This window comes from Pseudoalteromonas sp. ECSMB14103, assembly GCF_000813065.1.
In the GTDB taxonomy this organism is placed as follows: Bacteria; Pseudomonadota; Gammaproteobacteria; order Enterobacterales; family Alteromonadaceae; genus Pseudoalteromonas; species Pseudoalteromonas marina.
Genome location: NZ_JWGY01000016.1, coordinates 1 through 21,459, shown reverse-complemented (window position 1 = coordinate 21,459; position 21,459 = coordinate 1). Strand labels below are relative to the sequence as shown.

General features: G+C 39.4%; 19 protein-coding genes. 18 read left to right on the top strand and 1 reads right to left on the bottom strand.

What is annotated here, in order from left to right; all coding sequences use genetic code 11:
• Positions 1-779 precede the first annotated feature (779 nt).
• From mioC to glmU, 16 genes are all read left to right on the top strand, one after another.
• Positions 780-1,229 carry an FMN-binding protein MioC gene (mioC, locus tag RF53_RS18300; RefSeq protein ID WP_039038499.1) on the top strand — a complete coding sequence of 150 codons (450 nt, stop codon included), beginning with the start codon at positions 780-782 and terminating at the stop codon, positions 1,227-1,229.
• Between the two features lie 426 nt (positions 1,230-1,655).
• Positions 1,656-3,545 carry a tRNA uridine-5-carboxymethylaminomethyl(34) synthesis enzyme MnmG gene (gene mnmG, locus RF53_RS18295; RefSeq protein ID WP_006793960.1) on the top strand — a complete coding sequence of 630 codons (1,890 nt, stop codon included), beginning with the start codon at positions 1,656-1,658 and terminating at the stop codon, positions 3,543-3,545.
• 15 nt (positions 3,546-3,560) lie between these two features.
• On the top strand, positions 3,561-4,181 hold the full coding sequence (gene rsmG, locus RF53_RS18290; protein WP_039038498.1) for a 16S rRNA (guanine(527)-N(7))-methyltransferase RsmG: 621 nt from the start codon (positions 3,561-3,563) through the stop codon (positions 4,179-4,181).
• A gap of 14 nt (positions 4,182-4,195) precedes the next feature.
• A complete protein-coding gene (locus RF53_RS18285; protein WP_006793958.1) occupies positions 4,196-4,981 on the top strand; it encodes a ParA family protein in 786 nt (261 codons plus the stop codon).
• Between the two features lie 20 nt (positions 4,982-5,001).
• A complete protein-coding gene (locus RF53_RS18280) occupies positions 5,002-5,928 on the top strand; it encodes a ParB/RepB/Spo0J family partition protein (protein WP_039038497.1) in 927 nt (308 codons plus the stop codon).
• Positions 5,929-6,070: 142 nt separating this feature from the next.
• The gene (locus RF53_RS18275) at positions 6,071-6,451 is read left to right on the top strand and encodes an ATP synthase subunit I (protein ID WP_006793956.1); all 381 of its coding nucleotides are present in this window, start codon (positions 6,071-6,073) and stop codon (positions 6,449-6,451) included.
• A 15-nt stretch (positions 6,452-6,466) separates the two neighbouring features.
• Positions 6,467-7,324 (top strand): F0F1 ATP synthase subunit A, encoded by an 858-nt coding sequence (gene atpB, locus RF53_RS18270; RefSeq protein WP_006793955.1) that lies wholly within the window; start codon positions 6,467-6,469, stop codon positions 7,322-7,324.
• Between the two features lie 53 nt (positions 7,325-7,377).
• Positions 7,378-7,611, top strand: a complete 234-nt coding sequence (gene atpE, locus RF53_RS18265; RefSeq protein ID WP_004335261.1) for a F0F1 ATP synthase subunit C — start codon at positions 7,378-7,380, stop codon at positions 7,609-7,611.
• A 41-nt stretch (positions 7,612-7,652) separates the two neighbouring features.
• Positions 7,653-8,123 (top strand): F0F1 ATP synthase subunit B, encoded by a 471-nt coding sequence (gene atpF / locus RF53_RS18260; RefSeq protein WP_006793953.1) that lies wholly within the window; start codon positions 7,653-7,655, stop codon positions 8,121-8,123.
• 16 nt (positions 8,124-8,139) lie between these two features.
• A complete protein-coding gene (gene atpH, locus RF53_RS18255; RefSeq protein WP_006793952.1) occupies positions 8,140-8,673 on the top strand; it encodes a F0F1 ATP synthase subunit delta in 534 nt (177 codons plus the stop codon).
• Between the two features lie 14 nt (positions 8,674-8,687).
• A complete protein-coding gene (gene atpA, locus RF53_RS18250) occupies positions 8,688-10,229 on the top strand; it encodes a F0F1 ATP synthase subunit alpha (RefSeq protein WP_006793951.1) in 1,542 nt (513 codons plus the stop codon).
• Positions 10,230-10,289: 60 nt separating this feature from the next.
• On the top strand, positions 10,290-11,150 hold the full coding sequence (gene atpG / locus RF53_RS18245) for a F0F1 ATP synthase subunit gamma (protein ID WP_008130741.1): 861 nt from the start codon (positions 10,290-10,292) through the stop codon (positions 11,148-11,150).
• Positions 11,151-11,183: 33 nt separating this feature from the next.
• Positions 11,184-12,569 carry a F0F1 ATP synthase subunit beta gene (gene atpD / locus RF53_RS18240; RefSeq protein ID WP_006793949.1) on the top strand — a complete coding sequence of 462 codons (1,386 nt, stop codon included), beginning with the start codon at positions 11,184-11,186 and terminating at the stop codon, positions 12,567-12,569.
• Between the two features lie 13 nt (positions 12,570-12,582).
• Positions 12,583-13,005: a F0F1 ATP synthase subunit epsilon gene (locus tag RF53_RS18235; protein ID WP_006793948.1), complete on the top strand. Its 423-nt coding sequence runs from the start codon at positions 12,583-12,585 to the stop codon at positions 13,003-13,005.
• Between the two features lie 159 nt (positions 13,006-13,164).
• Complete coding sequence (locus RF53_RS18230; RefSeq protein ID WP_039038496.1) at positions 13,165-15,300, top strand: winged helix-turn-helix domain-containing protein; 2,136 nt, start codon at positions 13,165-13,167, stop codon at positions 15,298-15,300.
• 318 nt (positions 15,301-15,618) lie between these two features.
• The gene (gene glmU / locus RF53_RS18225) at positions 15,619-16,977 is read left to right on the top strand and encodes a bifunctional UDP-N-acetylglucosamine diphosphorylase/glucosamine-1-phosphate N-acetyltransferase GlmU (RefSeq protein WP_039038495.1); all 1,359 of its coding nucleotides are present in this window, start codon (positions 15,619-15,621) and stop codon (positions 16,975-16,977) included.
• Between the two features lie 28 nt (positions 16,978-17,005).
• Here glmU and RF53_RS18220 read toward each other — a convergent pair whose 3' ends face one another.
• Entirely contained in the window at positions 17,006-17,848 is an 843-nt protein-coding gene (locus tag RF53_RS18220) for a LytR/AlgR family response regulator transcription factor (RefSeq protein WP_039038494.1), read from the bottom strand.
• Between the two features lie 143 nt (positions 17,849-17,991).
• Between RF53_RS18220 and RF53_RS18215 the strand changes: the two genes are divergently transcribed.
• Together RF53_RS18215 and RF53_RS18210 are read left to right on the top strand one after the other, a co-directional pair.
• Entirely contained in the window at positions 17,992-19,221 is a 1,230-nt protein-coding gene (locus tag RF53_RS18215) for an acyltransferase family protein (RefSeq protein WP_082014455.1), read from the top strand.
• A gap of 85 nt (positions 19,222-19,306) precedes the next feature.
• Positions 19,307-21,100 carry a choice-of-anchor I family protein gene (locus tag RF53_RS18210; RefSeq protein WP_039038493.1) on the top strand — a complete coding sequence of 598 codons (1,794 nt, stop codon included), beginning with the start codon at positions 19,307-19,309 and terminating at the stop codon, positions 21,098-21,100.
• Positions 21,101-21,459 lie beyond the last annotated feature (359 nt).

Sequence of the window (21,459 nt, the reverse complement as noted above, 5' to 3'; positions counted from 1 at the left end):
AATGGCCTACTTTACAAGATATAACCGCCTATTTAAGGTGATATATCTCCCACATACGAATAAGTTAAGCCACTATAATTAACTCTAAAACAAGCTGAAATCACTGTTTTTAATATTTTATTAGCTAAAATTGCAGCCTTAATTGGCTATATATCAAAAAATAAGGCGATCACAAGTGTGTATTGATCGCGCTATCCACCAGCTCAAACATGTAAATGCATGATCGAATATCACAAAAACTTTAAATTTAGTCAGATCAGTTATCCACAATTTCCATTTTTTGGACAAAAATCCAAAATTTTTTAGCTGAAATACACGTTATTAGCTCTATTTTTAGTAAAAAGCGGCCGTTATAAAAACTATTTTGATATTTATTTAATAAGATCATAGTTAATTGATCGTTATTTAAAATTATTTTCGATCTAAATAATCGGTTATCAACACCCTTTATATCCACACAATGATCAACATTACTTCTATATTAAACATTCATCATAATTGGACTTACAAAAGCTTAAAATCAATAACTTACAAAATTTTAGTTACATAGAACATAAAGTTAAACAGAACTTCCCCCAATCTTATTAACAGTTTGATCAGAAGGTTGCATTTGAAGGTATTATTTTACATCTATATAAATCAACAACTTAAAAAAACTTTAAACAATGATCTAAAAATTAGCCTAAAAATAGTTATCCAAACCCACACTCTTCTCTTTACTGCAGTTTGTACTCGGCTATCATAGGCAGCAATTAAAACTAATGCGATCATAACTAATCATGAGTTCAGTAAATATTATTGTGGGCAGCCAAATGGGATCGGCCGAGTATGTTGCGGAGCAATTAAGCGATGAGCTAAATAACCAAGGTATTACAACCCAACTCCATGATCAGCCAAAATTTAATGAAATAGATCAACACAATACGCTCTGGTTAATATGTACATCTACTTATGGCGCAGGTGATTATCCCGATAATCTTTTAAGCTTTGTAGAACAAATAACGCAATCAACTGATTTAAAGCATTTAAAGTTTTCGGTTATTGCATTAGGTGATACCAGCTACGACACATATAACTTAGCAGGGCGCAATATAGAAGCACTACTAAGCAAAAAAGGCGCTATAAAAGTGGCTGAACGCTTAGAGTTAAATATATTAGACGAGTCACTCCCTGAAGACACAGCCCTCGCTTGGTTAGACACTTGGGTTACCCAAACAGGTTTAAAATAAAGAGATCAAGTAAAATCTCATATAAAAGTTACTCACAATTTACTAATAATTTAATTAATAATGTGGATAAAGTTTGAATAAACTGCATTTTAAAGCATGCTTATCCATGGGATAAGATCTAACTAATCGCCCCCTGTGCATAAAGTGGCTTTTTGATCAGTGCTTATTTGTGGGATGATCCGATCATATTAACACCTTTAGATCTGATCTAATTTAATGTTTTTAAACAAGATCTAAAGCTTATCAACAGAAAACCCGATCAGTAGTAGTAATAGTATTAAAAGATCTCTTTAAAAGATCCTTTATATTATTAGAGATCACTTACTTAGATCTGAGCACAGTTTAATCATTTATCTTCTGCTCATTTCTAGGTAGAATACGCTCCCTTTTGAAGTTTACCGGTTTGATTTAAGTAGGATCCCATTAATGATTTTTCATGAAAATTTTGACGTTATCGTAGTAGGTGGTGGACATGCAGGCACTGAAGCCGCATTGGCAGCTGCCCGTATGGGGATGAATACCCTGCTACTAACTCACAATATGGATACCCTTGGTCAAATGTCTTGTAACCCAGCAATTGGTGGGATAGGCAAAGGTCATTTGGTAAAAGAAATCGACGCGCTTGGCGGTGCAATGGCACAAGCTATTGATAAAGGCGGGATCCAATTTCGTACTTTAAATTCTTCAAAGGGACCTGCGGTTCGTGCAACCCGTGCACAAGCTGATCGCGCTTTGTATAAAGCGGCTATTCAAACCACATTACAAAATCAAGAAAACTTAAAAATATTTCAGCAGTCGTGTGATGATCTTATTGTTGAAAACGATCGAGTAACCGGCGTAGTAACTCAAATGGGGTTACGTTTTAGTGCACCTAGTGTAGTACTTACCGTAGGTACATTTTTAGGTGGCCAAATACATATTGGTTTAGAAAATTACAAAGGTGGACGTGCAGGCGATCCACCATCAATAGCTTTAGCACAACGATTACGTGAACAGCCTTTTAGAGTAGATCGTTTAAAAACAGGTACTCCACCACGTATTGATGCGCGTACGGTTGATTTTAGCAAAATGCAGGAGCAACCTGGCGATGCACCTACACCTGTATTTTCATTTTTAGGTAAACAAAGTGACCACCCGCAACAAATACCGTGTTACATCACTTACACAAATGAAAAAACACATGATGTTATACGCAAAAACTTGCATCGTTCACCTATGTACTCAGGTGTGATTGAAGGCATTGGTCCACGTTACTGCCCATCTATTGAAGATAAAATTGTTCGCTTTGCAGATAAGGACAAACACCAAATATTTGTAGAGCCAGAGGGTTTAACATCTTACGAGCTTTACCCTAATGGTATTTCGACAAGTCTACCGTTTGATGTGCAATTAGAAATAGTGCAATCGATCACCGGTTTTGAAAATGCACATATTTGTCGACCAGGTTATGCTATTGAATACGATTACTTTGATCCACGTGATTTAAAACAATCACTAGAAACTAAATTTATTGAAGGCTTATTCTTTGCAGGCCAAATAAACGGAACTACTGGCTACGAAGAAGCGGGTGCACAAGGCTTAATTGCTGGTATGAACGCGGCACTTAAAGTGCAAGGTAAAGATTCGTGGACGCCACGTCGTGACGAAGCATACGTTGGTGTATTAATTGACGACTTAGCAACGCTTGGTACAAAAGAACCTTACCGTATGTTTACTAGCCGTGCTGAATACCGTTTATTGTTGCGTGAAGATAATGCCGATATTCGTCTAACTGAAAAAGGCCGTGAGCTAGGTTTAGTTAACGATGAGCGCTGGCAGGCATTTAACGAAAAAATGGAAATTATTGAAAAAGAAAAACAACGTATAAAAGACACGTGGATTCACAAAGATCATACTGTTGTTGATCAAGTAAACGCTTTATTAAAAGCTCCATTAACGCGTGAAGCAAGTTTAGAAGAATTACTACGCCGCCCAGAGATCCGTTATGATGATCTAATGGCTATTGAAGGCTTAGGATCTGAATTTACAAATAAAGCGGCTTTAGAGCAGGTTGAGATCCATACAAAATACGCAGGTTACATTGCGCGTCAGCAAGATGAGATCAATAAACAGCTTCGCCATGAAGAAACAATTTTACCAAAAGAGTTTGATTATAAAACCGTATCAGGTTTATCAAACGAGGTAGTGGCAAAACTAGAAGAGTCTCGTCCGGACACTATTGGTCAGGCTTCGCGTATTTCTGGTATCACACCAGCGGCTATTTCGTTATTATTAGTGTATCTGAAGAAGCAAGGCTTATTACGCAAATCTGCGTAACGGTAAGGGCACCTAGTGTTACAACAACAATTAACTACATTGTTAGCGCAAACTGATATTGCGCTAACAGAAAAACAACAGCAACAGCTTGTTCGTTACGTTGAACTATTGGATAAGTGGAACAAAGCGTATAACTTAACCTCAGTACGTTTACCTCAAGAAATGATGGTAAAGCATATTATGGATAGCCTTGTTGTTGCACCTCATTTACCCGGTCATCATTATATTGATGTTGGTACAGGCCCAGGGCTTCCTGGTATTGTTTTAGCTATTGCACTTCCTAATACTCAATTTGTATTACTCGACAGCTTAGGTAAGCGTGTACGCTTTTTAATGCACGTGAAGCATGAACTTGGGCTTGATAATGTTACCCCGGTACAGTCAAGAGTTGAAGAATATCAGCCAAGTGTTAAATTAGATGGCGTACTCAGTCGTGCATTTGCATCATTACAAGATATGGTTGATTGGTGTTCACACCTAATTGATCAATCTGGCCATTTTATTGCGCTTAAAGGCGTTTACCCTAGCGAAGAGTTAGAGTTATTACCCGCTGGCGTAAAGTTTGAGAAAAAAATTGCATTAGAAGTACCTGAGTTAGATGCACAACGACATTTAATTATTCTTTCTAAAGACTAGGGATCAGAGACACTGTGGCAAAAGTCATCGCATTAGCAAATCAAAAAGGGGGTGTAGGTAAAACTACGACCGCTGTTAATCTCGCTGCGTCTATGGCCGCAACGAAGCGTAAAGTGCTGTTAATTGATCTCGACCCGCAAGGTAATGCCACTATGGGCAGTGGTGTAGATAAATATGGCGACGTGCCCACTATTTACGACCTACTTATTGAAGATAAGCCCATTGAAGACGTGATCATTAAAGAAACATCTGGCGAATACCATATGATTGCAGCAAACGGAGACGTAACCGCTGCCGAAGTTAAACTAATGGAATTATTTGCCCGTGAAGTGCGTCTTCGTAATGCACTTGAAAAAATTCAGGACCAATACGAGTTTATATTTATAGACTGCCCGCCTTCATTAAACATGCTAACTGTTAACGCTATGGCCGCTGCAGATTCTATTTTAGTACCAATGCAATGTGAATATTATGCACTGGAAGGCCTAACAGCATTAATGGATACCATTACGCAATTGGCTAAATTAGTAAATCCTGAATTAAAAATTGAAGGCATATTACGCACTATGTACGATCCGCGTAACCGCCTAGCAAACGACGTTTCAGAACAATTAAAACAACATTTTGGTGATAAAGTGTATCGCACTGTGATCCCACGAAATGTTCGTCTAGCTGAGGCGCCAAGTTTTGGCGCACCTGCTATGTATTACGACAGAGCATCAAGTGGCGCAAAAGCGTATTTGGCACTTGCCGGTGAAATGCTGCGAAGAAAAGAAAAAACAGCGTCCGTTGTCGCCTAACTTTGAGGTAAAAAAATAACATGTCTGCTAAAAAACGAGGTTTAGGCCGAGGACTCGATGCACTTTTAAGTTCGTCTAAGCCTGCACCGAGCGCCAGCAAGGAACAAGACACACAAAACGTAACAGAGGTTGTCAAAAGCACAGTTAGTGCTACAGATAACCCGTTACAAACATTGCCTATTGAGTTTTTGCATTCAGGCAAGTACCAACCTCGTAAAGACATGTCTGAAGAGGCACTCGAAGAACTCGCCAGCTCTATTCGCTCACAAGGAATTATTCAACCTATTGTTGTGCGCCCTATTGCCCACAATAGCTATGAAATTATTGCCGGTGAACGTCGTTGGCGCGCAGCGCAAATTGCAAAACTAGACGCAGTTCCATGTATTATTAAAGATGTACCCGATGAAGCGGCCGTTGCTATAGCACTGATTGAAAATATTCAGCGTGAAGATTTAAATGCAATGGAAGAAGCGGTTGCGCTTAATCGTTTATTAAATGAGTTTGAATTAACACATCAGCAAGTGGCTGATGCAGTTGGTAAATCAAGAACCACCGTAACAAACTTATTACGTTTAAATAATTTAAATAGTGATGTAAAAATTCTGTTAGAACATGGTGACATAGAAATGGGCCATGCGCGTTGCTTACTAGCACTTGAAGGCGAAGCGCAGTCTGACGCAGCACGAACCGCCGTAGCAAAGGCACTAACAGTAAGAGAAACTGAAAAGCTAGTGCGTGCAATTTTAGAGCCAGCACCCGCCAAACAAGAACACCAAAAAGACCCAGATGTTAAACAGTTAGAACAACAATTAGCTGAAAACCTAGGTGCTAAAGTAGAGATAAACTACAACAAAAAAGGCAAAGGTAAATTGGTTATTTCATATACTAATTTAGACGAGCTTGACGGCATTTTGAATCGTATTAATCACGACAATACCCACCATTGATCTATTACATGTCTAAAAAGAGACATTTGTAGCAAATTTGTGTTACAAACACTCTACTCAAGTTGCAAAACTGGCAGGATACAGTATAATTTCGCCAGTTTTCACACCCTAACGATTTGAACGCCATTAAGGTTAACAAAAAGTGAATAATAAGTTAGCAAGTCCGTATAGGCTTGCCGCATTTAAACTAATTTGTCTTCAGGGTGTTGTAGCATTATTTGCTGCCGTAATTATTTTTATTGGTTTGGGAGTTGAAGCCAGTCTGTCAGCGTTAGCTGGTGGTGCAGTTGCGATACTTCCTCACTGTGTTTTTGCACTTTACGCATTCCGATTTATGGGGGCGAGTCGTGCAGAACAAGCGTATAACGCGTTAAAACGCGGTAACGCACTAAAGTTTATGCTGACAATCATATTGTTTGCGCTAGTACTAAAGCATTTTCCGGTAGTTTTGCTGCCCTTTTTTAGTATCTATGTACTGGCTTTATTCACTGGATTGTTTGCACCCGTTTTTTTTAAACATTAACTTTTGGGATATAACATGGCTGCAGAAGAAGTTACTCTATCTAGCCATATCCAGCACCACTTAACCAATGCTAAGATGTGCTCGACCGACGCCGGTCTAGCCTTCAATAAAGCATGTACGGACAGTGGTTTTTGGACATGGCATGTAGATACCCTCGCATGGTCAATCGGACTAGGTCTTATCTTTTTATGGATCTTCCGTAGTGCCGCTAAAAAATCAACATTGGGCGTACCAGGTAAATTTCAGTGTTTCATTGAAATGATAGTTGAGTTCGTTGGCGACAACGTACGTGATACTTTCCATGGTAAAAGCAAGCTGATTGCACCATTAGCATTAACGATATTCGTTTGGATATTCTTAATGAACTTAATGGATTTAATCCCAGTTGACTTCTTACCTGCATTTGCTGGTTTAGTAGGTGAGCAAGCCTTTGGCATGGACTCACACGACGTATACATGAAAATTGTACCAACAACAGATATAAACTTAACTGCAGCGCTGGCGCTAGGTGTGTTTATATTAATGATTGGTTACTCAATTAAAATTAAAGGTATCGGCGGTTTTATTAAAGAGCTAACACTTCACCCGTTTAGTTCAAACAATACAGCTATGCAGATTCTTTTAATCCCATTCAATCTATTACTAGAGCTTATCGCATTGGTTTCTAAGCCATTTTCACTGGCGCTGCGTTTGTTCGGTAACTTATATGCAGGTGAACTAATCTTCATCCTCATAGGTGCGATTGGCTTAATGCAACTACCGTTGCACTTTGTTTGGGCTGTATTCCATATCTTAGTAATCGTATTGCAAGCATTCGTATTCATGATGCTAACAATCGTATACCTAAGCATGGCAAGTTCAGATAATCACTAATTTATAACTTTTAATTTTTACTTTTAATTACAATTGAAACTTTGGAGAAAAAAATGGAACTAGTATTAGGTCTTAAGTACATCGCAGTAGCTTTACTTATCGGCTTCGGTGCAATCGGTACAGCAATCGGTTTTGGTAACATGGGCGGTAAATTCCTTGAAGCATGTGCGCGTCAACCTGAGCTTGCACCATCGCTACAAGTTAAAATGTTTATCCTTGCTGGTCTAATCGATGCTGTAGCAATGATTGGTGTTGGTATCGCGATGGTATTGTTGTTCGTACTTTAATTTTATTTTTTGAACAGCTTACTATTTAAGGAGGAGCGGTTGTGAACTTAAACGCCACTCTTATCGGTGAATTAATTGCGTTTACGGTGTTCGTACTTTTTTGTATGAAGTTCGTATGGCCACCACTAAACGGTGCAATTGAAGCTCGCCAGAAGAAAATCGAAGATGGTTTAGCTGCCTCTGATAGAGCCGAAAAAGACTTAGAACTTGCGCAACAAAAAGCTGCAGAACAGCTTAAAGATGCAAAAGCTCAAGCGGCTGATATCATTGATCAAGCTAAAAAGCGTGCCGTGCTAATTGTTGACGAAGAAACAGTTCGTGGACAAGAAGAGCGTGAAAAAATTATTGCTCAAGGGCACTCTGAAATTGAATCAGAGCGTAACCGTGTGACAGAAGAGCTACGTAAGCAAGTAGCAACACTGGCTGTGGTTGGCGCAGAGAGAATTTTAGAGCGTGAAATCAATCAAGCCGCACATAGTGACATCGTTGAAAAACTTGTCGCTGAGCTGTAATTAGGAGGGTATGAGCATGTCTGAATTGACTACTATCGCTCGCCCATACGCTAAAGCGGCTTTTGAACTTGCCGTTGAAAAAGGCGCTATTGAAAGCTGGAATGACATGTTGTTTTTCGCTGGCCACGTTGCCAGCGACGAGCAAGCATCAGCCATTTTAGCTGGATTGCCTACTGCTTCTGCACAAGCTGAGTTATTTATTAACTTATGCGCAGAGCAGCTCAACGAACAAGGTCAGAACCTAGTGAAGGTGATGGCTGAAAATGGACGTTTGATTGCACTGCCTGAGGTTGCACAGTTATTCGCTGCGTTTAAAGCAGAGTATGACAAAGAAATCGATGTAGACGTGATTTCGGCAACCCCTCTTACTGCAGCGCAGCAAGAGTCATTGGTAGCGACACTTGAAAAACGTTTCGCACGCAAAGTTAAGCTGAATTGTAGTGAAGACGCATCAGTAGTTGGCGGCCTTATTATTAAGGCAGGCGACACTGTAATCGACGGCTCTGTACGCGGAAAATTAAACCGCTTAGCCACAACACTACAATCGTAATTGGGAAAAAGAGCATGCAACTTAATTCCACTGAAATTTCAGAACTAATCAAACAACGTATTGAGAAGTTCGAAGTTGTAAGTGAAGCTCGTAACGAAGGTACAATTGTATCTGTTACTGACGGTATCATCCGCATCCACGGTCTAGCTGACTGTATGCAAGGTGAGATGATTGAGCTTCCTGGCAACCGTTATGCTATCGCACTAAACCTTGAGCGCGACTCAATTGGTGCAGTAGTAATGGGTCCATACGCTGACCTTACTGAAGGCGTAAAAGTATATACAACTGGTCGTATCTTAGAAGTTCCTGTTGGTGCTGGCTTACTTGGTCGTGTTGTAAACACGCTAGGTGCTCCTATCGACGGTAAAGGCGCTTTAGACAACGACGGGTTTGAACCTGTAGAAAAAATTGCACCAGGTGTAATCGAGCGTCAATCTGTAGATGAGCCAGTACAAACTGGTTACAAATCTATTGATGCGATGATTCCAGTTGGTCGTGGTCAGCGTGAGCTTGTAATCGGTGACCGCCAAACAGGTAAAACTGCACTAGCAATCGATGCGATCATCAACCAAAAAGACACAGGCGTTAAGTGTGTGTACGTAGCGGTTGGTCAAAAAGCATCTACTATTGCTAACGTAGTACGTAAATTAGAAGAGCACGGTGCACTTGCAAATACTATCGTAGTTGTAGCATCTGCTTCTGAGTCTGCGGCACTTCAGTACTTAGCACCGTTCTCGGGCTGTACTATGGGTGAATACTTCCGTGACCGTGGTGAGAACGCATTAATCGTATATGATGATTTATCTAAGCAAGCTGTTGCTTACCGTCAAATCTCATTGCTACTTAAGCGTCCACCAGGTCGTGAAGCATACCCAGGTGACGTATTCTACCTTCACTCGCGTCTTTTAGAGCGTGCATCGCGTGTAAACGCTGATTACGTTGAAAAGTTCACTAACGGTGAAGTGAAAGGACAAACTGGTTCATTGACGGCATTGCCAATCATTGAAACTCAAGGCGGCGACGTTTCTGCGTTCGTACCGACTAACGTTATCTCTATCACCGATGGTCAGATCTTCTTAGAAACTGACTTATTCAACTCAGGTATCCGTCCGGCAGTAAATGCTGGTATCTCGGTATCGCGTGTTGGTGGTGCTGCACAAACTAAAATCGTTAAGAAACTAGGTGGCGGTATCCGTCTAGCCCTAGCTCAGTACCGTGAATTAGCTGCATTCTCGCAGTTCGCGTCTGACCTTGACGATGCTACACGTGCTCAACTTGAGCATGGTGAGCGTGTAACAGAGCTAATGAAGCAGAAACAGTACGCGCCAATGTCTGTTGCTGAAATGTCTTTGTCGTTATTTGCAGCTGAGAAAGGTTATCTTAAAGATATCGAAATCGCTAAAATCATGGATTTCGAAGCAGCTTTACTTTCTTACGCAAGTAGCACATACGCAGAGCTTGTGGCTCAAATCAATGAAACTGGTAACTACAACGCCGAGATCGAAGCGCAACTTAAAGAACTTCTAGAGAAGTTCAAGTCTACGCAAACTTGGTAATTTAGTTATTAATGGTGCGCTTTAGTTTACTAAAGCACACCTTGATTCGGAGAGAGAGTCATGGCCAGCGGAAAAGAGATTAAAAGCAAGATCGGGAGTATTAAAAATACTCAAAAGATCACTAGCGCAATGGAAATGGTTGCTGCGTCTAAAATGAAAAAGGCGCAAGAACGAGTGGCTTCAAGCCGTCCATACGCTGACAAATTACGCAAAGTGATTGGTCGTGTTGCTCAAGCAAATCTTGATTTTACTCACCCGTTCTTAGAAGAACGTGAAGTAAAACGAGTTGGTTATATTGTTATCTCTACTGACCGTGGTCTATGTGGCGGCTTAAACTCAAATGAGTTTAAGAAAGTTGCATTAGACATAAAAGCATGGAAAGAAAAAGGTGTAGACGCAGAGTTTGCAACTTTAGGCAGCAAAGCTGCTGGTTTCTTTCAACGCTTTGGTGGTCAAGTGCTTGCTAAAAAAGCAGGCCTAGGAGATAAACCTTCAGTACAAGACGTTATTGGTCCTGTAAAAGTAATGCTTGATGCATTCTCTGAAGGTAAAATTGACCGTTTATTCCTGGTATATAACAACTTCGTTAATACCATGAAGCAAGAGCCAACAATAGATCAGTTACTCCCTTTGCCAAAAGCTGAAGAAGAAGTATCTGCCCACACATGGGACTACTTATACGAACCAAGCCCAGACGCTATTTTAGAGTCTTTGTTAGTTCGCTTTGTAGAGTCTCAGGTATACCAAGGTGTGGTTGAGAACGCTGCCTCTGAACAGGCTGCCCGTATGGTTGCGATGAAAGCCGCAACTGATAACGCTGGCGACCTTATGGATGAGTTACAGCTTGTTTACAACAAGGCCCGCCAAGCGGCAATCACACAAGAAATTAGTGAGATTGTTTCTGGTTCAGCCGCAGTTTAATGCTTCAGGCAAAGATTAACGAGAGGAATAGACATGAGTTTAGGTAAGGTCGTCCAAATTATCGGTGCCGTTGTGGATATTGAATTTTCACAAGACAACGTGCCAGCCGTATATGACGCGCTAAAAGTAACAGATGGCGATTTAGCTGGTTTGACTCTAGAAGTTCAACAGCAGCTAGGTGGCGGTGTGGTACGTACTATCGCACTAGGTACTACAGACGGTTTACGTCGTGGTGCAGCAGTATCAAACACAGGTGAAGCGATTCAAGTTCCAGTTGGTAAAGCAACACTTGGTCGTATCATGAACGTACTTGGTGAGCCAATCGATGAAGCTGGCCCAATCGGCGAAGAAGACCGTATGTCTATTCACCGTGCAGCGCCTTCATACGAAGAGCAATCAAGTTCAGTAGAACTTTTAGAAACAGGTATCAAGGTAATCGACCTTGTATGTCCGTTTGCTAAAGGTGGTAAAGTTGGTTTATTCGGTGGTGCCGGTGTTGGTAAAACCGTAAACATGATGGAACTTATCCGTAACATCGCAATCGAGCACAGCGGCTACTCAGTATTCGCAGGTGTTGGTGAGCGTACTCGTGAGGGTAACGATTTCTACCATGAAATGAACGATTCAAACGTACTTGATAAAGTATCGCTTGTATACGGTCAGATGAACGAGCCTCCAGGTAACCGTTTACGCGTAGCGTTAACAGGTCTTACTATGGCTGAAAAGTTCCGTGACGAAGGTCGCGACGTACTTTTCTTCGTAGATAACATTTACCGTTACACACTTGCGGGTACAGAAGTATCAGCACTACTTGGTCGTATGCCATCAGCGGTAGGTTACCAGCCTACACTAGCTGAAGAAATGGGTGTACTTCAAGAGCGTATCGCATCTACTAAGACGGGTTCAATCACATCAATCCAAGCGGTATACGTACCTGCGGATGATTTAACGGATCCATCTCCAGCAACAACGTTTGCTCACTTAGATGCAACAGTAGTACTTTCACGTGATATCGCATCACTTGGTATTTACCCAGCGGTAGATCCACTTGATTCATCTTCACGTCAACTTGACCCATTAGTAATTGGTCAAGAGCACTACGATACAGCGCGTGGCGTTCAAACAGTTCTTCAGCGTTACAAAGAACTTAAAGACATCATCGCAATCCTAGGTATGGACGAGCTTTCTGACGAAGATAAGCAACTTGTATCTCGTGCACGTAAAATCCAACGTTTCCTATCTCAGCCGTTCTTCGTGGCAGAGGTATTTACAGGTGCGTCAGGTAAATACGTTTCACTTAAAGACACAATTGCTGGCTTCAAAGGCATTTTAAACGGTGAGTTTGATGACCTTCCAGAGCAAGCGTTCTACATGGTTGGCTCTATCGAAGAAGCTCAAGAAAAAGCCAAAAGCATGTAATTAGGAGGGTAGTATGGCAGCTATGACTGTACATCTTGACGTAGTAAGCGCAGAGCAGAACTTGTTTTCTGGTTTGGTTGAATCGATTCAAGTATCTGGTAGTGAAGGTGAGCTTGGTGTTAATGCCGGTCACGCGCCACTACTAACTGCCCTTAAACCTGGTATGGTGCGTTTAGTTAAGCAATTTGGTGAAGAAGAACTCATCTATATTGCTGGCGGTACACTAGAAGTTCAACCGAACATAGTGACCGTACTTGCAGACACAGCCGTTCGTGGTGAAGACCTAGACGAACAAGCTGCAGAGCAAGCTAAACGTGACGCTGAAGCGCAAATGGCAAAAGGTGCATCGTCAGAGCTTGATTACAATCAAGCGGCAATGCAGCTAGCTGAAGCGGTAGCACAACTACGTGTTATTCAGCAATTACGTAAAAAGTAAGCCTATCTGGTTTATAAAAAGCCCACTTTAAAGTGGGCTTTTTTGTGCTTGATAGATGATTCTATCTAGCTTTGCTGATAATATAAACAACATTAAGTAGTTAGTTTTAATAATTAAATCCTATCAAATTATTAGCTATAAGGACGTAGTGACCTCCCAATGAAACCGTCAACTTTTTCAGAATCAATAGTAGAAATAAAGTTTGGAGCATGGCGTTTAAACCCCAAACAGCAAACTATTAATGATGGTGTAATTGAAAGGGAATTGGAGCCGCTACTGTTTAAAATTCTTAGTTACCTCATTCTTAATAAAGAGTCGATAATTACCCGTCAAGACCTAATTGACGACGTATGGTGTCAACATTATGTTGACGATAACGCCATTAACAGAGCTATTTCAGAACTGAGAAAAGCCCTTAAATCAGATAAACAACGCGGCTTAGTGGTAAAAACACATTACAGAAAAGGGTATAGCTTTTTCTTAGAACCAGAGATCATACATCATGAAAAAGGTACTTCGTCATTTAGCCAAGTTAACGCATTAAAAGAAACACCTAATAAAAAACAAAAAAAGCTAATCGCACTAATAACAATATTAGTTTTAGGTGCTTTTATTAGTATTTACATGTTTCAAAGTTTATCTAGTCTAGATAATGAGGTTGGAAATGATACGTTACTGAAGGTTGAGACAAAAAGCCCAAATATCGTAGAGAAAAAATTTAACGAAGAAACGCTCTCTTGGCTACAAGGGGTGTATAGTCGATTGATACTTTCTCCTGATAATTCGACTGTCGCACTTTCATTTATTGAAGAAGATCAATCATATTCAGCGCTTTTATTAAAAAACCTACATACAGGGCAAGAGAGAAAAATCTCAGAAGCTAACGCTAATGTTTTCTCAGCAGGTTGGTCAATTGATAGTGAGCGTGCAATTTATAGCATAGAGGGTGAGGGTAAATGTGAATTATGGGAAGTTGGCTTAGCAAGTAATGCGGCTAGTAAATTTTTATTTGAATGTAAGCCCTCAAATCTAATGAACGTTGTAAGTTTAGGTAACAACTCTTATATATATTCAAAATATGGTTACAGAAATCGCTCTGAATTATCGGCGCTTGTTAATCTTAATTTAAGCACTGGTGACGAGTTTCAAATAAGTTCACCAAACCTGAATTCGTATGGTGATAAATTTCTATACTATATTAAAAACAAAAATAAAATTATATTTGAGAGGCATCAATTTAATTCTAGTGAACTGTACATGACTGATTTAGAAGGTGGTGCACAGGTTAAGCTACACGAGGCTAAAAATAGAATATGGTTAATTAACTATCAAAAAGAAACTGATTCATTGTTATGGTATGACAATAACGAAGAGATCTTTTACCAATATTCGTTAAAAAATAACCGTATAGAAAGTAAAATAAAAGTAGATAGTGACAGCCGATACTCACTTACCTACCCTATTGATAATAAAAGTATTTTAGGGCTGATATACCCTTTTTCTCATAATATATACAAACTTGATTTGACTTCTCAAAACATCGAACTAGCATCTAAATTTGATAGCCGGTTTGCAAGTTTTGTTGGAGAAAACTTTGTATTTTTAAGTAATGATGGGGAATCAATTAAATTAAATACCGTATTCAAAGACGGGAAGGTCAAGTCAAAAAAAGTCAGCTTTAGCTATCGAGACTTTAAAATATCTCCCGACTCACAAGAAGCCTTTGGCGTTAATGAAAGTGAAATAGAAATACTCAACTATGAAAAATTATCCGTTAAAGAGGTTATTAATCCCGAAGGGAATTTTATATCAGCTAGTTATTTACTAGATAAAAACATTGGTTACATTGTGCAAGATGAGTCTGGTGCAAGTACTCGCTCTTATATTTTTAATAGGAGCAACTCTAAAAGCATATTATTACCAGTTAAAAATGCAGTGTGGTTTGGTCAGTTACGAAATAACAAACTCATTTTTTTGAATAATTTAGATATGTTGATATTTTTCGACTTATCAACTGGGGAACAAACAAAAGGCTTTAAAGTAAATCCATCGGTTTATAAACACTCTTTATCTACAAGTCAAAATAAAATTTACCACTCGACTGGTAAAGAGGTTTACGAATATGATTTTTCTGAAAGCACTGATACATCCCCTAAAGAAGTATTTAAGGTCGGAAAAGTTAAAAAATTTGTTCGTGACATAGAATTCTCTAGTTCAGATAACATTCTATCATTAGAAATTGTAGAGTTAGGAAATAATGAACTTGTGAGGTTGTCACTAGAGAAAAGCGATTAATTCGAATACGTGTAAAGTGATATACCCACTGTTAACTTTCCATTAGTTGGTAAGCATATGGCAAACAATATACTTAAAGACGATGAATTCGTTAAATGAAAACGAGCACCCTACAAGGTACTTTACTGTAATTATAATTTTCACTTATATCCTTCACCAATCCCCGCTACAATAACGCTATTCAATTAAGTGTGTTTTTCAGCCAAGATTCAGTACTAGCAAATTAGTTTACTGAGTATTTGCACAGGGCGTGACTTACGTAATCTTCTGCATAAACAGACTTGTTAACTAAAACAACGGAAAAAGGAAATTGTTTTAATGGCTCTAACTACTGTAATTCTTGCTGCGGGTAAAGGTACTCGTATGCGCTCTGCTCTACCAAAAGTGCTGCATAAAGTGGCAGGTAAACCTATGGTGCAGCATGTTATTGATAACGCAAAGGCACTGGGTGCAACCACAACTAATTTAGTTTATGGACACGGCGGCGAACTATTACAACAACAACTTGCCGATAACGATGTTAATTGGGTACTGCAAGCAGAGCAACTTGGTACTGGCCACGCAGTAGCACAAGCAAACCCTCATATTAACGATGACGATACTGTATTGGTTTTATACGGCGATGTTCCTTTAACAAAACAATCAACACTTGAGCGCTTATTAGCTGCAACACCAAAAAATGGGCTAGCGGTATTAACCGTTAACTTGGTTAATCCAAATGGCTACGGTCGTATGCTACGTGAAAATGGCAAGCTTGTAGGCATTATTGAGCAAAAAGATGCAAGTGCAGAACAGTTACTAATTAGCGAAGTAAACACCGGTATTATGGCGGTTAACGGAAAACTGTTAAAAACCTGGTTAGGCAACTTATCTAACAATAATGCGCAAGGCGAATACTACCTCACTGATATAGTGGCAATGGCGCACAGTGAAGGTGTAGAAATTACATCGGCTCAACCAGATCATGCAATGGAAGTTGAAGGCGCAAACAACCGCGTACAACTAGCAGGGTTAGAGCGTGCTTACCAAGCATGGCAAGCAGAAGAATTAATGTTAAATGGTGCCACCCTAGCCGACCCAGCCCGTATTGATGTACGTGGCAACGTTAAAACAGGCGAAGATGTATTAATTGACATAAACGTTATTTTTGAAGGTAATGTAACCCTTGGCAATAACGTACACATTGGCCCTAATTGCGTCCTTAAAAACTGTACCATTGGCGATAACGTGGTAATAAAAGCTAATACATTAATTGAAGACGCATCAGTTGCAGCTAAATGTACCCTTGGCCCATACGCTCGCCTTCGCCCAGGTGCGGTAATGGAAGAAGACTCGCACATTGGTAACTTTGTAGAGATGAAAAAAACCCGTTTAGGTAAGGGTTCTAAAGCAAACCACTTGAGTTACTTAGGCGATGCTGAAATTGGCGAAAAAGTAAATATTGGCGCAGGCACTATTACTTGTAACTACGATGGTGTTAATAAAGCAAAAACCATTATTGGCGATAACGCTTTTATTGGCTCTAACTCATCACTTGTTGCTCCTGTAAATATTGGTTCTACTGCAACTGTGGGGGCAGGCTCTGTGATCACTAGTACTGTTGAAGACGAGCAGCTGGCAATAGCACGTTCAAAGCAACGTAATTTAACCGGCTGGAAACGCCCAGTTAAAAAATAATAATGAAAGGCTACTTAGGTAGCCTTTTTTATTGCAGCTTAAGTTTAAATTGCTCTTTATAACGCCTAGAAAGGTTAAGCACTTTTCCTGTCGTTAGTTTTATTTCGCTGTCGCCGCTGGGGAGTGGTGTAATGCATTCTACTTTATCGAGTTTTACGCCATGACTTCGGTGAATCCTACAAAATCCCTGCACTTCTAGTTGTTTACTTAATTCAGTGAGCGTCACTCTTAAAGGGTAAATGGACGTGCCAATGTGTAAGTTTACATAATTGCCTGAAGATTCAAGCCAATCCACCTCGTCAATTTTTATAATAAATTCTTTACCCCGCTTTTTAACTAATAAGCGATTAATATTATCAGTATTGTGTTGCGCACCTTCATCAATAGACGAAGCCTCTCCCAACAACTGTTTAACAATATACTGATAAACTTTAATAAGGGTGATAAAGAATAAAAAGCTTATCGCATCTTTTTGGTATTCATATAAAAATTCAAACCAGCTGAGGCCAAAGTTGTAGTGAAGTTCGTTCAACCAATAAATGAGCTTCCGCCCTCCAACCATTACACTAATATGGAATACGCTGAAAATAATAGACGCTACAAAGTAAGTACACAGCGAAAGCGCAATATTATGCCAATTAAAAGGTATTTTTTTTAATAGCCATACTACAGCCGGAAATATAAGTAACGTGCTAAACGCACTGGAATATTCCCATACAAACGGCTCCCATATTAAAAAAGGAAGTGCGCCGTCTCTTTGTGCCTCCATTATTTGAGTTGTCGCATTAACCGTATTGTTTATTACAACGTAGCTAAACAGAAGTAACGCGGCATAAAAAGTTTGAAAACGTTGAAAGTGTTGAAGGTTCATTATGTGTGCTTTTATATTTATAGGCGACAGTTATCCCTGTATACCACCTTTTATCACTATTGCTTGTAATATAAGCACTTATGTATAGTTTTTGCGAGTTATTTTAAGTTAACTACCGGTATCACAAACACATTGGTTAACGTATGAGTACTCAATTAAACGCAATACAATCTGCACACTCTCGCCATTACTTTATTGATTGGTTGAGAGTAATTGCATTTGCGACTCTCATTTTTTATCACATAGGTATGTTGTATAGCCAAAATTGGGGGGTTCATTTTAAAAGTAATTATACGTCTGAACACGTAGAGTATTTTATGTTGCTGTTTTCCCCTTGGAGAATGTTGCTAATTTGGTTTATATCAGGGGTAGCACTTCGTTTTATGCTTGATAAGGTAAGTGGCTATAAATTACGTGCCTTGTTTGTTTTAAAGCGTTCTATTTTCATATTACTCCCCCTGCTGGTGGGGTTATGGTTAGTTGTGCCTTTTCAGCTTTATGCCGAAATGCATCAACAAGGCGTTATAGATATAACGTACTGGCAGTTTTATTTAGCGTTTTTAGATACCAGTCATAGCATGTTTGCTGATTACCAATCTGGAGTATGGCCGCATGTTGATGTAAATCATTTATGGTATTTACGTTCTTTATGGCAGTTCATGCTTATTGTTTTTATATACTCATTAGTAGCAAAGCTTTCTATTTTTTCTTCTTTATTAAATACGGTTAAAGTAAACCTATCATTCCCAATACTCACAGGCTTATTAGTAATAGCTATATTACTTATTAATAATTATTTAAAGGGTGATGCAGTACGTGAAGTAAGCGGCTTCATATTTTTATTTACAGGGTACCTGTTAGCTAAAAGCACTTATTTTTGGAAAAGTTTAAATCGATACCTTTGGTTATTGTATACAAGCTTTACTCTATTGTATGTGTGTATTGCTTTGGCGTATCAAAATGAACTGGATTTACCAAACTATGTGTGGACTGCAATATACAATACTCAAAGAGTAGTTGGTGTACTTACCATGCTTACCTTAGCGCAGCGTTTTTTAAATTTTAAAGCAGCTTACTTAAACACACTAAATAGCTGGGTGTTTCCCTTTTATGTATTGCATCAAAGTGTATTAATTATTTTATGTTTTGTGCTACAACCTTTTAACCTTGGTCTTATGGTTGAGTTATTTTTAATTATTGTGGGCACTTGGGGGGCGTGCGCAGCTATTACATTAGTGGTAATGCGCATTGATATCATTAGGCCCTTGCTAGGTCTTAAAATAAAAAACAACTATTCGCCAGCGCTTAAAAAAACGGGTTATGTATTGGGTATGTTGCTTATTTTACCTTTAGCCTATCAGCTGGTTTTTTAAAGTAAAAAAGCCGTATTAAAAGTGCCATAACTTTGTAATACCTCTGTGTTGATATTTACCCAATACCACACTAAGGAAAAGAAAAATGTTAAAAAAATCAATAATAGCGCTTTCACTTTTATCTATGCTGACTGGTTGCTCATTAGATGGCGATGATGGTCAAAATGGCGCACAAGGAGCTCAAGGCGAGCAAGGTACAGCAGGTGAAAATGGAATTAACGGCACCAATGCAAATTCGGCTTTAACCATTAACCTAATAGGACGAGCAGTACTCAATGCGCAAAGCCCTGAAGGTGCTGCCGAAATAGTTGCTTATCAAGCATCAAAAAAATGGATTTACGCTATTAATAGCTCGGGGGATTCTGCGGTTGTAAATATTATTCCTGCCGACACATTCGATACAGCTGCTCTAGTGCAAGACAATGAAGGCATTGTAAATACAACAAACTTAAGTACGGCAATTACACTTACCTTAAACGACAACACCCCCGGTGACGCAAACAGCATAGCAATAGATGAAAATAACCAGTTACTTGCTGTAGCAATGGCTGCTAAAAGTGTTGGAGAGGCAGGTCAAATTGCCTTTTACGACATAAGCGGCGATACACCAATATTTATTAAAAATGTAACGGCTGGTTTTTTACCCGATATGGTTACATTTAGCCATGATGGAGCAAAAGTAGTTGTTGCCAACGAAGGGGAACCTAACGGCGACTATAGTATTGATCCACAGGGTTCTATCAGCATTATCAATGTTAATGATGGTGTAATTGCCGACAATGCTACCAATATTGATTTTACAGCATACAACGATAAGCAATCTGAACTTGAAGCTCTCGGACTGGTATTTGCTAATCCAACAGGGCGCACCATAAATGGTAATTTAATCAATACCACCGTAGCAATGGACTTAGAGCCAGAATACGTCAGTATTTCTAAAGATAACAAATATGCCTACGTATCGATTCAAGAAAATAACGGACTAGCCATCGTTAATTTAGAAGATAACTCTCTTGAGTTAAAAGGGTTAGGGTTTAAAGACTGGTCTAGCTTGCAAATAGACGTATCAGATAAAGACGGCGGTGTTAATTTTAAATCATACCCTGGCTTATATGGAATGTATCAGCCAGACACAATTTCAAGCTTTAGCTGGAAAGGTGCAAACTTTATAGTGTCTGCTAATGAAGGTGATGCACGCGAATACTTTTTTGATACAACCAATGAGGAAGATTGCATAGCTAAAGGCGGCGTAGATTTCGATGAAGACGATGGATGTCTTGCTTACATAGATGAAAGCCGCGTCGAAGACCTAACGCTTGCTGCTAATTTTGATTACTTAAATAACGACGATAACGACATCGGCCGTTTAAAAGTGACAACGGTTAAAGGTGATAATAATAACGATGGTCAATACGAATCGCTTTATGCCTATGGCGCACGTTCGTTTACCATTTGGGACAGCAATGGGCTGGTGGTGTTTGATTCTGGAGACGATATAGGGCGTATTACCGCATCAGTTCATGACGAGGCGTTTAATAATAATGAAGATGAAAATAAAGGCGATACACGCTCAGACGATAAAGGCGCAGAACCCGAAGCGCTAACTATAGGTACAATTGGCAAACGCACCTTTGCATTTATTGGACTCGAGCGTATGGGGGGGATCATGATTTACGATATTACTAACCCATATGATGTGCAGTTTGAAGACTACTTTTATAACCGAGGTTTAATAGCTGGTGCAGAAATTACCGGTGATCTAGCACCAGAAGGAATGACATTCATACCACGCGAACAAAGTGCAACTGGCGAACCACTACTTATCATAGGTAATGAGATATCTGGTTCTATCGCAGTATGGGAAGTTTCAGCTAATTAACCACTCTGTAAAAAGCGGAAAATATCATGCTTTATTTTCCGCTTTTTATATTGATAGAGTATTAGCATTTAAGTAGAGATTAAAAATGCATGTTTTTTAAGCTAAAAGCGCCCTCCACCCCTTTATTTGTATACCTTTCGTACTAAAAGTATTTTTATTCAAAAAAGCATGAATTAAACGTTGACCCCCACTCGAATATCCCTATAATGCGACCCCACTGAGACGGCAGGCGCCAACGCATAGCGAGGCAAGAGTTAATCAGAGAGTTAAGTAAAACTTTACTTTTAAAGATTCTAAAAAGAAATTTGAAAACAAAGTATTGACTCGAAAAATAAAGGATGTATTATACGCATCCCTAG